The sequence below is a fragment of the Pandoraea eparura genome, assembly GCF_902459725.1.
GTDB lineage: Bacteria > Pseudomonadota > Gammaproteobacteria > Burkholderiales > Burkholderiaceae > Pandoraea > Pandoraea eparura.
On sequence record NZ_CABPSH010000009.1, the window covers coordinates 54,724 to 66,826 of the forward strand.

The 12,103-nt window shown below is 62.5% G+C and carries 12 protein-coding genes; all 12 read right to left on the reverse strand.

Features of this window, described 5'->3' with window-relative positions; translation table 11 throughout:
- Positions 1-6 precede the first annotated feature (6 nt).
- Positions 7-465 (reverse strand): 3-hydroxyacyl-ACP dehydratase FabZ, encoded by a 459-nt coding sequence (gene fabZ, locus PEP31012_RS17045; protein WP_150590498.1) that lies wholly within the window; start codon positions 463-465, stop codon positions 7-9.
- On the reverse strand, positions 462-1,532 hold the full coding sequence (gene lpxD, locus PEP31012_RS17050) for a UDP-3-O-(3-hydroxymyristoyl)glucosamine N-acyltransferase (RefSeq protein ID WP_150590612.1): 1,071 nt from the start codon (positions 1,530-1,532) through the stop codon (positions 462-464). Before lpxD ends, fabZ begins: the two co-directional genes overlap by 4 nt.
- Before the next feature lie 14 nt (positions 1,533-1,546).
- A complete protein-coding gene (locus tag PEP31012_RS17055; RefSeq protein ID WP_150590499.1) occupies positions 1,547-2,089 on the reverse strand; it encodes an OmpH/Skp family outer membrane protein in 543 nt (180 codons plus the stop codon).
- A gap of 47 nt (positions 2,090-2,136) precedes the next feature.
- Entirely contained in the window at positions 2,137-4,440 is a 2,304-nt protein-coding gene (gene bamA, locus PEP31012_RS17060; RefSeq protein WP_174978275.1) for an outer membrane protein assembly factor BamA, read from the reverse strand.
- 71 nt (positions 4,441-4,511) lie between these two features.
- Entirely contained in the window at positions 4,512-5,894 is a 1,383-nt protein-coding gene (rseP, locus tag PEP31012_RS17065; protein WP_150590500.1) for an RIP metalloprotease RseP, read from the reverse strand.
- A gap of 50 nt (positions 5,895-5,944) precedes the next feature.
- Positions 5,945-7,144, reverse strand: coding sequence for a 1-deoxy-D-xylulose-5-phosphate reductoisomerase (gene ispC, locus PEP31012_RS17070; protein ID WP_150590501.1), 1,200 nt, complete (start codon positions 7,142-7,144; stop codon positions 5,945-5,947).
- A 2-nt stretch (positions 7,145-7,146) separates the two neighbouring features.
- A complete protein-coding gene (locus PEP31012_RS17075; protein ID WP_150590502.1) occupies positions 7,147-7,956 on the reverse strand; it encodes a phosphatidate cytidylyltransferase in 810 nt (269 codons plus the stop codon).
- The gene (uppS, locus tag PEP31012_RS17080) at positions 7,956-8,738 is read right to left on the reverse strand and encodes a polyprenyl diphosphate synthase (RefSeq protein ID WP_150590503.1); all 783 of its coding nucleotides are present in this window, start codon (positions 8,736-8,738) and stop codon (positions 7,956-7,958) included. Before uppS ends, PEP31012_RS17075 begins: the two co-directional genes overlap by 1 nt.
- 64 nt (positions 8,739-8,802) lie before the next feature.
- Positions 8,803-9,363, reverse strand: coding sequence for a ribosome recycling factor (gene frr, locus PEP31012_RS17085; protein WP_150590504.1), 561 nt, complete (start codon positions 9,361-9,363; stop codon positions 8,803-8,805).
- An 85-nt stretch (positions 9,364-9,448) separates the two neighbouring features.
- On the reverse strand, positions 9,449-10,162 hold the full coding sequence (gene pyrH, locus PEP31012_RS17090) for a UMP kinase (RefSeq protein ID WP_150590505.1): 714 nt from the start codon (positions 10,160-10,162) through the stop codon (positions 9,449-9,451).
- A 97-nt stretch (positions 10,163-10,259) separates the two neighbouring features.
- Positions 10,260-11,141 carry a translation elongation factor Ts gene (gene tsf, locus PEP31012_RS17095; RefSeq protein WP_150590506.1) on the reverse strand — a complete coding sequence of 294 codons (882 nt, stop codon included), beginning with the start codon at positions 11,139-11,141 and terminating at the stop codon, positions 10,260-10,262.
- Positions 11,142-11,296: 155 nt separating this feature from the next.
- Complete coding sequence (rpsB, locus tag PEP31012_RS17100; RefSeq protein WP_150590507.1) at positions 11,297-12,049, reverse strand: 30S ribosomal protein S2; 753 nt, start codon at positions 12,047-12,049, stop codon at positions 11,297-11,299.
- Positions 12,050-12,103: the final 54 nt, after the last annotated feature.

The following is a 12,103-nucleotide window of genomic DNA, read 5'->3' on the forward strand; positions in this document are numbered from 1 at the left end:
TTCCGGTTACTCGCCGTTCTTCTTGACCATGCACATGAACTCGGCTTCCGCCGCGATCTTGCCGTCTACCAGCGCCTTGCCCTTGAACTTGAAGAAGCCTCGGCGCTCGTTCACGAAGTCGACATCGAGCACGAGTTGGTCGCCGGGTTCGACCGGACGCTTGAAGCGAACGTTCTCGATGCCTACAAAGTAGTAAAGCGTATTTTCGTCATGCACCACCTCTTCCGAGAAGGTGAGAAGCGCGGCGGCTTGTGCCAGCGCTTCGACGATCAGCACGCCCGGCATCACCGGACGCTGCGGATAATGGCCCGTGAAATACGGCTCATTGATCGTGACGTTCTTGATGACCTTGATGTTCTTGTGCGGCTCCAGCCCGATCACGCGATCCACCATCAGCATCGGATACCGATGCGGCAGCAGCTTCATGATCTTGTGGATGTCGATATGGATAGTGGTCTCGCTCATTTGTCTTGCAGGTCTTTGACCTTCGCTTCAAGTTGACGCACGCGATCACGCATCTTGTCCAGATTGCGCATGATGGCCGCGTTTTTGTTCCATTCGGCGTTCGGGATGGCCGGAAACGCACTCGTATAGGTCCCCGGACCGGGAATCGACTTCGACACCCCCGACTTTGCCGTCACGATGACGCGATCGCCGATCGTGACATGCCCGGCCACGCCCACGGCGCCGCCCAGCATGCAGAATTTACCGATGGTACTGCTGCCGGCGATGCCCGTACACGCGGCAATCACCGTGAAAGCGCCGACCCGTACGTTGTGCGCGATCTGCACCTGGTTGTCGATCTTGCAACCGCGCTCGATTACCGTATCGGCCATCGCCCCGCGATCGATGGAGGTCGATGCGCCGATTTCGACGTCGTCCTCGATCACGGCACGTCCGACCTGCGGAATCTTCACCCATTCGCCACCGGCGGCGGAGAAATCCGGCGCGAAACCGAACCCGTCCGAACCGATCACCGCGCCCGCGTGAATCACACAACGCGCACCGATCACGCTCGTGTGGTACAGCGTGGCATTCGGATAGACGAGCACGTCATCGCCCAAGGTCGTGCCGCGACCGACAAACACGTTCGCCACCAGACGCACCCGCTCGCCCAGACGCGCACCGGCCTCGATCACGACGTTCGGCCCGATCACGCACGAGGCCGGCACGACGGCCGTCGGATCGACGACAGCGCTCGAATGGATGCCGGCCGGGGGGACCGGCGTCGCCGCCTGTGCGAACATCTGCGCGACGCGCGCGAAGTACGCATAGGGATTCGGCGCGACGATCCACGCGCGCCCCTCATGCGACGGCAGCTTGTCGAAGTCGGCGCGCGAGAGAATCACGGCCGCCGCGCCCGAGTTGGGCACTTCGGCGAGATACAGCGGATTGGAGAGGAACGCGAGCTGATTCGCGCCCGCACGATCGAGCGGTGCCAGCCCCGTCACGGCGATTTCGCCATCACCCACGAGGTCGCCGCCGAAGCGGGCAACCAACTGCGCCAACGAAATCGACGGCGAACCCGGCACCGAAGTCGAGCCCGTCACTTGCCGCCGGTGCCGCTGCCCGAACTCGCGTTCAGGGTTTTGAGCACCTTGTCAGTGATGTCGATACGCGGGCTCACGTAGACGGCTTCCTGCACGATCAGGTCGTACTTGTCTGCTTCGGCAATCTGCTTGATGACGCGATTGGCGCGATCGAGCACCGCGGCGAGTTCTTCGTTGCGACGCTGATTCAGGTCTTCACGGAACTCGCGCTGCTTACGTTGGAATTCGGTGTCGGCAGCGGCCAGATCACGCTGACGCTTGGCACGCTCGGCGTCGGACAACGTCGGGTTGTCCTTGTCGAGCTTGTCCGACATCGCCTTCAGACGCTGCGCCATGGCCTGCAGATCCGAGTCCCGCTTGGAGAACTCGGCTTCGAGCTTGGCTTGTGCGGCCTTGGCCGGCGCCGAATCGCGCAGAATGCGATCCGAATTGACTGCGGCAATGCGCGCATCCTGAGCCATGGCAGCAAAGGCTGCCCCGGCCAGCAACGCCGCGGCCACGCCGCGCAGGCAATGCTTACGGATACCGTTCAATGTCATACCCCTTTACAACGATAAAACGTTCGGAACCGATCGACGCGCCGTCGTTAGAACGACGTACCGACCTGGAACTGGAATTTCTGATACTGATCGCCCACCTTCTTGGTCAGCGGGAAGCCCATCGAGAGCTTGAGCGGGCCAATCGGCGAAATCCACGACAAGCCGAAGCCGTAAGAATAGCGCAGGTTATTGAGGGTAATCGCCTGGCCGTTATCGAACACATTACCGCCGTCCATGAACGTGAAGATACGCAGCGTGCGGTCATAGCCCGTTCCCGGCAGCGGGAACGTCAGTTCGATGTTACCGATCAGCTTCGACGCGCCCCCCAGCGGCTCGCCGTTGGTGTCCTTCGGCCCCAGCGAACTCGGCTCATAGCCGCGCACCGAACCGATACCGCCGGCAAAGTAGTTCTTGAAGATCGGGAACGGCTGACCGCCCATCCCGTGGCCGTAGCCGATTTCGCCGTTGAGTGCCAGCGTAAAGCCGCGGCTCACCGGGTAGTAGTACTGGTGCTGGTAGTAGGCACGGTAGTACTTGGTCGTACCGATCGGCGTACCGACTTCGATGTTGGCCTGCTGGTAGTGACCGCGGTTCGGGATCAACGCGCTATCGCGCGAATCGCGCGACCAGCCGATGGTCAGCGGATAGTTGTTGCTGACGTAGCCGAACTGGTTGGCGTAGTCGATATAGCGTTGCGGCGTCGAGCCATCGCTCGTCAGGTGCAGGCGCGTCTGCTCGAAGCCCAGACCGAAGAACACCGTGTCGACTTCCGAGAACGGCACGCCGAACTTCAGGTTGCCGCCCAGCGTGTTGATACGGAAATCCGAATCGCTCGTGAGCAGCAGCGGCTGGTACGTGCGGTAGTAAATGTCCGTGATGCGGCTCACGCCATCGACCGTAAAGTACGGATCGACCTGCGTGACAGCCAACGTCCGGTACGTCTTACCGGTGTTCACGTTGACCGACAGCGACGTACCCGACCCGAACACGTTGTCCTGGCTGATACCGGCTTGCAGCACGACCTTGTCGGTCGACGAGAAGCCCGCCCCCACGTTGATCGTCCCGGTTGGCTTTTCTTCGACCTTCACCTGGAGATCGACCTGGTCGTTCGAACCGGCCACGGGCTCGGTCGTCACGTTCACGTCGGTAAAGTAGCCCAGACGGTTGATACGGTCCTGCGACAGCTTGAGACGGTCGGCGTCGTACCACGAGCTTTCGAGCTGGCGCATTTCGCGACGAATCACTTCGTCACGCGTGCGCGAGTTGCCCACGATGTTGATCTTGCGCACGTACACGCGACGACCCGGTTCGACCGTCAGCGTCAGCGCCACCGTGTGGTTGTTTCGATCGATCGTCGGCTGGGCATTCACGTTGGCGAACGCGAAGCCGTAGTTGCCGAGCATGTCGGAAATCGCCTTCGTGCTGGCTTGCAGCTTGGCTGCCGAGAACGTATCGCCGGCCTTGAGTTGCACAAGCTTGCGCACGTCGTCCTGCTTGCCCAGCATCTCGCCCGTGAGCTTGACGTCCGACACCTTGTACGGCTCGCCTTCGTGCAGGTTGATCGTCAGGTACATCTCGTCCTTGTCCGGCGTGATGGAAACGTCGGTGGAGTCGATGTTGAATTCCAGATAGCCGCGGTTCAGGTAGAACGAACGGACCTTTTCCAGATCGCCCGTGAGCTTGTCCTTGGAGTACAAGTCGTTCTTCGAATACCACGACAACCAGTTCGGCGTACCGAGTTGCATCTCGGCCATCAGATCCGATGAGGAAAACGCCTTGTTGCCGACGAAGTTGATCTGCTGGATCGTGGCCTTCGGGCCTTCCGTCACGGCAAACTGGATTCCTACGCGATTGCGCTCGAGTGGCGTGATCGTCGTCTTCACCTCGGCAGCGTAGTAACCGCGCGTGAGGTATTGACGCTTGAGTTCCTGTTCCGATTTTTCGAGCAGGTTACGGTCGAAGCTGCGGCCTTCGGTCAGGCCGACCGAGCGCAATGCCTTTTTCAAACCGTCCTTGTCGAATTCCTTGATGCCGAGGAAGTCGATGGTAGAAATCGCGGGACGCTCGTTGACGTGCACCACCAGCACGTTGCCTTGCGCTTCAACGCTCACGTCCGAGAACAGGCCCGTTGCATAAAGGGCACGAATTGCTTCGGTGCCCTTATCGTCGTTGAACTTGTCACCCGGCTTGACCGGCAAGTACGAGAACACCGTACCGGGTTCAATGCGCTGCAAGCCCTCCACTCGGATATCCTTGACCACGAACGGCTCGACGGCCCGCGCCAGGAAACTGTGTGCCGCCAGAACCGCAATCACCAGGGTCTTCGGAACAAGGTGGTATTTATTCGACAACTTGCTTCCCCAAGAAACAATTGAATCGTAACAACTCGGATTTGCCTGCGACGGCAGGCGCGTGACGCTGTCTAGTGCAACAACTTCGACAGGTCGTTGAATAGGGCTACGGCAGACAGCGCGAGGATGCAAACGATGCCCACTCGTTGCAGTGCGCCCTGCCACCGCTCGGAAACTGCCCGACCGGTAATCGCTTCGACCGCATAATATAACAGATAGCCACCGTCCAGAACGGGAATCGGCAACAGATTCAATACCCCGAGACTAATGCTGACAAGCGCGAGAAAGGCGACGAAATAATCCAGCCCGAGCCGGGCCGAACGCCCCGCGTAGTCCGCAATCGTTACCGGCCCGCTCAGATTCTTGAGCGACGCCTGCCCTGTCAACATCTTTCCAAACATCCGCACGCTGAACGACGTGACGTCCCACGTGCGCTGCGCGCCCTTGCCGATCGCCTCGAGCAGCCCATATCGAACCGTCACGGTATCGACCTGAGTCGCCAGCGCCGCTCCGATCTTGCCCACGCGCGCCCCAGCCGGATCGACTTCTGCGCTCGGCGTCAGCGTCACGTCGTGCAGGGTGCCATCGCGCCGCACGGTGAGGGTCATCGGCTTGCCCGGGTGGGCGCGCACGGCATCCACCAGCCCCTTGGCCGACGCGACGGGACTGCCGTCCACCGCCGTGATCTCGTCGCCAACACGCAGGCCGGCCGGCCCTGCCGCGCCCCCCGGCAGAAGCTGGCCCACCGTGACCCGCGCCGAGGGCGCCAGACCGAGGCGCTGCATGAAGTCCTGCTCGCCATCGGCATCGAAGTGCTGACCGGCGGCGTCCAGCATGTATTCCGCGCGCCCGTCGCGGGTGCGCGCCACGAGCGTGACACGCTGTCCCTCGATCATCGGGTCGACCAGACGCCAGCGCAGGTCTTCCCACGACCGCACGGGCGTCTCGTCGCCGACGGCCTCGTCAGGACTCCTCCCGTTTTCGCGAACACCGACGATCAACTCGCCACCCGACAGCCCCGCGCGCGCCGCCAGCGTGCCGGCCGCCGGCGGCGCGATGCGCGCGACGGGCTCGGTGACGCCCGCCAGATTCAGGCCCGCGTACAGGACGATCGCCAGCAGAAAGTTCGCGACCGGCCCCGCCGCCACGATGGCAAAGCGCTTGTAGACCGATTGTCGATTGAAGGCCCGCGCGCGATCCTCCGCGGCAACGACCTGAGTTTCGTCGCGCTCGTCGAGCATTCGGACATAGCCACCCAGCGGCAAGGCGCAGACAGTCCACTCCGTACGATCGCGCCCCATCTTCCACTTGAGCAAGGGCGTGCCGAAGCCGACCGAAAATCGCAGAACCTTGACCCCGCAGAGCCGTGCAACCGAGTAGTGGCCCAACTCATGGAATACCACCAGCACGCCAATGGCGACGGCAAACGCAAGCAACGTGGTCAGCAGAGTCATGAGCGAAGGGGGCCGCGAAGACGTTACGACATGGGGTCAGGGGTCAGGCGTCAGGACGACGCCCGGGCCGGCAGCTTGGCGACGATCGCCGTTGCCAGTTCACGCGCATGACGATCGGCGTCGAGCACGACATCGAGCGACGTCGCCTCACCGACGGCAACCGTGTCGAGCACCTGCTCGACCACCTGACCGATGGCCGTAAAGCGGATGCGCCCCTCGAGAAAGGCGGCCACCGCCACCTCGTTGGCTGCGTTGAGCAACGCGCCCGCGGTGCCGCCGCGATGCAGGGCGTCGAACGCCAGACGCAGGCATGGAAAACGGCGCAAATCCGGCGCCTCGAAGGACAGCTTGCCAATATCGGCCAGATTCAGGCTCGCCACGCCCGACGTCACGCGATCCGGGAACGCCAGTGCGTGGGCGATGGGCGTGCGCATGTCCGGATTGCCGAGTTGTGCGAGGGTCGAGCCATCGGTGTACGTCACCATCGAGTGAATCACACTCTGCGGATGGATCAGCACCTCGATCTTCTCGGGCGGCACATTGAACAGCCAGTGCGCCTCGATGACTTCGAGGCCCTTGTTCATCATGCTGGCGGAATCGACCGAAATCTTGCGGCCCATGACCCAGTTCGGGTGCGCACACGCCTCGTCCGGCGTCACGTTCTCGAGCGACGCCAGCGCTCGCTCGCGGAACGGTCCACCCGAGGCGGTCAACACCAGTTTTTCGACGCCGCGCGTCGACACCCGGTTCTCGCCAGCCACTTGTGGCAAGCATTGGAAGATGGCGTTGTGCTCGCTGTCGAGCGGGAGCAAGGTTGCGCCGGCGCGCTCGGCCGTCGCCATGAACAGGGCGCCGGAGAGCACCAGCGACTCCTTGTTCGCGAGCAGAATGCGCTTGCCGGCACGGGCGGCGGCAAGCGTCGACTGCAGCCCTGCGGCGCCGACGATGGCCGCGACGACCATCGTAGCCTCGGTCGCCTGCGCGATGTCAACCAGGGCTTGCGGACCGTAGGTCACATCGATCTTCAGGCCAGCATCGATCAGACGCGCCGCCAGCGAGCGAGCGCCGTCGGCGTCGGCCACCACCGCCACCTTCGGGCGATGGGCGACGCACTGCTCGAACAGGCGATCCAGGTTACGGTGCGCCGACAACGCGTAGACGGAGAATCGGCCGGGATGACGCCCCACGACGTCTAGCGTGCTAACGCCAATGGAGCCGGTGGAGCCGAGAATGGAGAGTCGTTGCGACATGATCAGACGAAGAGCAAAGCCAGCGGGAGCACCGGGAGCAACGCGTCGATGCGGTCGAGCACGCCCCCGTGGCCGGGCAGCAGCGCGCTGGAATCCTTCACGCCGGCCTGCCGTTTGAGTTGAGATTCGAACAGATCGCCCACGACGGAGAAAGCCACCAGCACCGTCAACGCCAACGCGCCGAGTGCCAGGCCCTGCGTGGCGGCGAAATGAGAGACGAGGGTCGGGGCCTGCAAGCCGCTCGCGAGCACGCCCGCCGCGACCACGAGCACCAGTAGCCATCCCCCGACCGCCCCTTCCCAGGACTTTCCGGGACTGATCGACGGGGCAAGCTTGCGACGGCCGAACGCACGGCCAGCGAAATACGCCCCCGTGTCGGCAAGCCACACGATCACGAGCACCGAAAGCAGGAACGCCACGCCGCGATCACGCGCCAGGCAAAGCGCCTGCCATGCCGCGATCAGCAATACCGGGCCCGCGACGAGCAGCAAACCGCGCCATGCGCCGCGGGTCGCGGGCTTGCGCGCGAGCGTGTAGGGGCCGGCAAGCACCCAGAAAATAGCCGCGGGCTTGAGCCAGATCGACGAGAGCATCCAGCCGCCCGCCCATGTCAGACCCACGCCCAGCAACGCGAGCGCCCCGTAAAAAACGGCGCCCACCCCGTTCAGACCGACGAGCCGCCCCCATTCCCAGCCGGCGGCGGCCACGATCACGGCGGCAAGTAAAGCGAACTGCGCCGGCGTACCGACGAAGATCACAGGCAAGAGAATGGCGAGAAGTACGACAGCGGTAATGACGCGTGTCTTGAGCATCAGGCGGAATGTCCCGGAGGGTTCTGGACTTGCGCGCTGGTACGGCCGAAACGGCGTTCGCGCTGCTGAAACTCGGCGACGGCCCGTTTGAGGGTATTGGCGTTGAAGTCCGGCCAGAATTCTTCGGTGAAATACAACTCAGTGTACGCCAGTTGCCACAGCAGAAAATTACTGATGCGCTGATCGCCGCCGGTGCGAATGAAGAGATCCGGCTCCGGGGCATAGGCCATGCTCAGGTAGGGCGCGAGATCGTCCTCGGAAAACGACGTCTCGAGCGCTGCCGGGCCGCCACTCGCCAGGCGCGCGGCCGCAAGCTTACGGGCCGCCTGCAGGATGTCCCACCGCCCGCCGTAGTTGGCGGCGATGGTCAACGTGAGGCCCGTGTTGTCCTGCGTACGGACTTCCGCACGCCGGACCAGCTCCTGAATGCGCGGCTCGAAGGCGTCGAGCGCACCGATGACGCGCAGGCGAATCCCGTTGCTGTGCAGCTTCCCGACCTCGCGCTCGAGCGCGAGAATGAAAAGTTGCATCAGCGTCGACACCTCGTCCTGCGGTCGACGCCAGTTCTCGGAACTGAACGCGAACAGCGTCAAATACTCGACGCCGAGTTCGGCACAGGCCGTCACCGCTTCACGCACGGCATCGACGCCGCGCTTGTGGCCGGCCACACGGGGTAGCTTGCGACGGGTAGCCCAACGCCCGTTGCCATCCATGACGATGGCGACGTGGCGCGGAATGCTCGCTGTCTGGGGAACGGAGCGCGTAGAGCTGAGAAAACCCATTGAGGTACGGCGCGGGAATCGAGCGCGAAAGTCAGCGGAGATCGTGCAGTGAGTGCCGGGGCACTCAGACCGTCATGATCTCGGCGTCCTTCTGCTTGACCAGTTCGTCGATCTCGGCAACAAACTTGTCGGTGAGCTTCTGCACTTCGTCGCTGCCACGGCGCTCGTCGTCTTCCGACGCCTCCTTGTCCTTGACCAGCTTCTTGAGTTGCTCGTTGGCATCGCGACGCAGGTTACGCACCGCAACCTTGGCGGCTTCGCCTTCCGACTTGACCAGCTTGGTCAGTTCGCGACGGCGCTCTTCGGTCAACATCGGCATCGGCACACGGATCAGATCGCCTTGCGTGGCGGGGTTCAGGCCCAGATCCGATTCACGGATGGCCTTCTCGACCACGCCAACCATCTTCTTTTCCCACGGTTGCACGCCGATCGTACGGCTGTCGACGAGGTTCACGTTGGCGACCTGGGAGATGGGCACCATCGAGCCGTAGTAGTCCACCTGAACGTGATCGAGCAGGCCGGCATGCGCGCGACCGGTACGAATCTTCGCCAGGTTGTTCTTGAACGACTCGATCGAGCTTTTCATCTTTTGCTCGACACCTTTCTTGACGTCAGCAACGCTCATGACAACCTCCAAACCTTGAATTGTTACGCAAACGTAAATAATACGGCGTCGGCGCGCCCATGCACGCCGACGCCGCAATTTGAGCTCAAACGTGGACGAGCGTTCCCTCGTCTTCGCCGAGAATGACGTGCTTGAGCGCGCCCGGCTTCACGATCGAGAAGACACGCACCGGCATCTTCTGATCGCGGCACAGCGCGAAAGCCGTCGCGTCCATGACCTGCAGGTGCTTCGAGATGGCTTCATCGAAGCTGATGGTCGAGTACTTTACCGCGTTGGGGTCTTTTTTGGGGTCTGCGGAGTATACGCCGTCGACCTTGGTGGCCTTGAGCACCACCTCGGCGCCGACTTCCGACCCGCGCAGCGCAGCCGCCGTGTCGGTCGTGAAGAATGGGTTGCCGGTACCGGCGGCGAAAATCACGACCTTGCCCTCTTCGAGCTGTCGGATCGCGCGCGGGCGAATGTAGGGCTCGACCACCTGGTCCATGCGCAGCGCGGACTGTACACGCGCTTCGATACCGGCATGGCGCATGGCATCCTGGAGCGCCAGCGCGTTCATCATGGTGGCCAACATGCCCATGTAGTCGGCCGTTGCACGGTCCATACCGGCGGCACCGCCTGCCACACCCCGGAAAATATTGCCACCGCCGATTACGACAGCCAATTGCGTGCCCAGGCGAACGACCTCGGCAATGTCGCCGACCATGCGTTCGATGGTCGCGCGGTTGATGCCGAAAGCATCGTCACCCATGAGGGCTTCACCAGAGAGCTTGAGAAGTACGCGTTTGTAAGGAGTAGACATGGCGGTCCTTAAGAAGTCTGGTCGGGCACTGTTGGGTATTCTGGATGAAACAACGGGGACGGCACCGCCGCCCCCGGATACTGCGGTACTGCGCGAATTACGACTGCTTGGCCGCGGCCACTTGCGCCGCCACTTCCGCCGCGAAGTCGTCCTGCTTCTTCTCGATGCCTTCGCCGACCACGAACATGGTGAAACCCTTGACCGTGGTGTTGTTGGCCTTGAGCATCTGCTCGACGCTCGACTTGTCGTCCTTCACGTAAGCCTGGTTGAACAGCGAGACTTCCTTGAGGAACTTCTGCACGCTGCCTTCCACCATCTTGGCCACGATCTCGGCCGGCTTGCCCGATTCGGCAGCCTTCTCGGCCGCGACCTTGCGCTCCTTCTCGATCAGTTCCGGCGCGACTTGATCGCCCGACACGGCCACCGGCTTCATGGCGGCAATGTGCATGGCGACGTTCTTGCCCACTTCGGCGTCGGCACCCTCGTACTCGACGACCACACCGATGCGCGTGCCGTGCAGGTAAGCCGCCAGCTTGCCTGCCGTGTCATAACGCTGGAAGCGGCGAATGGTCATGTTTTCGCCGATCTTGCCGATCAGGTCCGCGCGCACTTGCTCAACGGTCTTGCCGTCGAGCGGCAGCGCCGACAGGGCGGCCACGTCGGCCGGGTTGTGCTCGGCGACCAGCTTGGCCACGTCGTTCGCGAACTTCAGGAAATCGTCGTTCTTCGAGACGAAGTCGGTTTCGCAGTTGATTTCGACCACGGCACCCTTGCCGCCGTCGATGTAGGCAGCGATCACGCCTTCGGCGGTGATACGGCTGGCGGCCTTGCTGGCCTTGCTGCCCAGCTTGACACGCAGGATTTCTTCAGCACGGACCATGTCGCCGTCGGCTTCGGTCAGCGCCTTCTTGCATTCCATCATCGGCGCATCGGTCTTGGCGCGCAGTTCGCCCACCATTGCTGCAGTAATTGCCGGCATCTCGTTACTCCTGTATATCGAATCAGTCGGGAGAGGTTGGCACCCGGACGGCCTCACTGCCCGCCCCCTGGCGCCCCGCGCACCCGACGCGGGAAAATCGGACTAAAAAAAAGGGGCGCCACCAGCAGCCCCTTTTGTTACGCAGCGGTGGCCGCTTACGCCTCTTCGTTCACTTCGACGAACTCGTCGTTACCATCGCCGCGCACGGCTTCCACGACTTCCTTGACGGCGTTTGCACGGCCTTCGAGGACGGCGTCGGCAACGCCTTGCACGTACAGCTCAACCGCCTTGCTCGAGTCGTCGTTACCCGGGATGATGTAATCCACACCTTCCGGCGAGTGGTTCGTGTCGACCACGGCGATCACCGGAATGCCCAGCTTGTTGGCTTCCGTGATGGCGATCTTGTGGTAGCCGACGTCGACGACGAAAATGGCGTCGGGCATACCGCCCATTTCCTTCACGCCACCGATCGACTTCTGCAGCTTGGCCATTTCGCGATCGAACAGCAGCGCTTCCTTCTTGCTCATGCGCTCTTGCTCGCCGGCTTCCAGCGCCTGCTCCATGTCCTTGAGCTTCTTGATCGACGACTTCAGCGTCTTGAAGTTCGTCAGCATGCCGCCCAGCCAACGGTTGTTGACGTAAGGCATGCCGGCGCGACCTGCGGCTTCCGCCACGATGTCACGCGCTTGACGCTTCGTGCCCACGAACAGGATCGTGCCGCGGTTTGCTGCCAGTTGACGCACGTACTTCAGGGCGTCCTGGTACATCGGCAACGTCTTTTCGAGGTTGATGATGTGAATCTTGTTGCGATGGCCGAAAATATAGGGGGCCATCTTGGGGTTCCAGAAACGGGTTTGGTGACCAAAGTGGACGCCCGCTTCCAGCATCTGACGCATCGTGACAGACATGTGATTCTCCGTGAGGGTTAGGTCTTAGACCGGCTGCCGTACCCGTTTCGCCAG

Coding starts and splice junctions, on each gene's coding strand:
- frr (WP_150590504.1), bottom strand. CDS start 9,363: ATGAGCGTTGCTGACGTCAAGAAAGGTGTCGAGCAAAAGATGAAAAGC.
- rseP (WP_150590500.1), bottom strand. CDS start 5,894: ATGACTCTGCTGACCACGTTGCTTGCGTTTGCCGTCGCCATTGGCGTG.
- ispC (WP_150590501.1), bottom strand. CDS start 7,144: ATGTCGCAACGACTCTCCATTCTCGGCTCCACCGGCTCCATTGGCGTT.
- rpsB (WP_150590507.1), bottom strand. CDS start 12,049: ATGTCTGTCACGATGCGTCAGATGCTGGAAGCGGGCGTCCACTTTGGT.
- pyrH (WP_150590505.1), bottom strand. CDS start 10,162: ATGTCTACTCCTTACAAACGCGTACTTCTCAAGCTCTCTGGTGAAGCC.
- tsf (WP_150590506.1), bottom strand. CDS start 11,141: ATGCCGGCAATTACTGCAGCAATGGTGGGCGAACTGCGCGCCAAGACC.
- PEP31012_RS17075 (WP_150590502.1), bottom strand. CDS start 7,956: ATGCTCAAGACACGCGTCATTACCGCTGTCGTACTTCTCGCCATTCTC.
- fabZ (WP_150590498.1), bottom strand. CDS start 465: ATGAGCGAGACCACTATCCATATCGACATCCACAAGATCATGAAGCTG.
- PEP31012_RS17055 (WP_150590499.1), bottom strand. CDS start 2,089: ATGACATTGAACGGTATCCGTAAGCATTGCCTGCGCGGCGTGGCCGCG.
- uppS (WP_150590503.1), bottom strand. CDS start 8,738: ATGGGTTTTCTCAGCTCTACGCGCTCCGTTCCCCAGACAGCGAGCATT.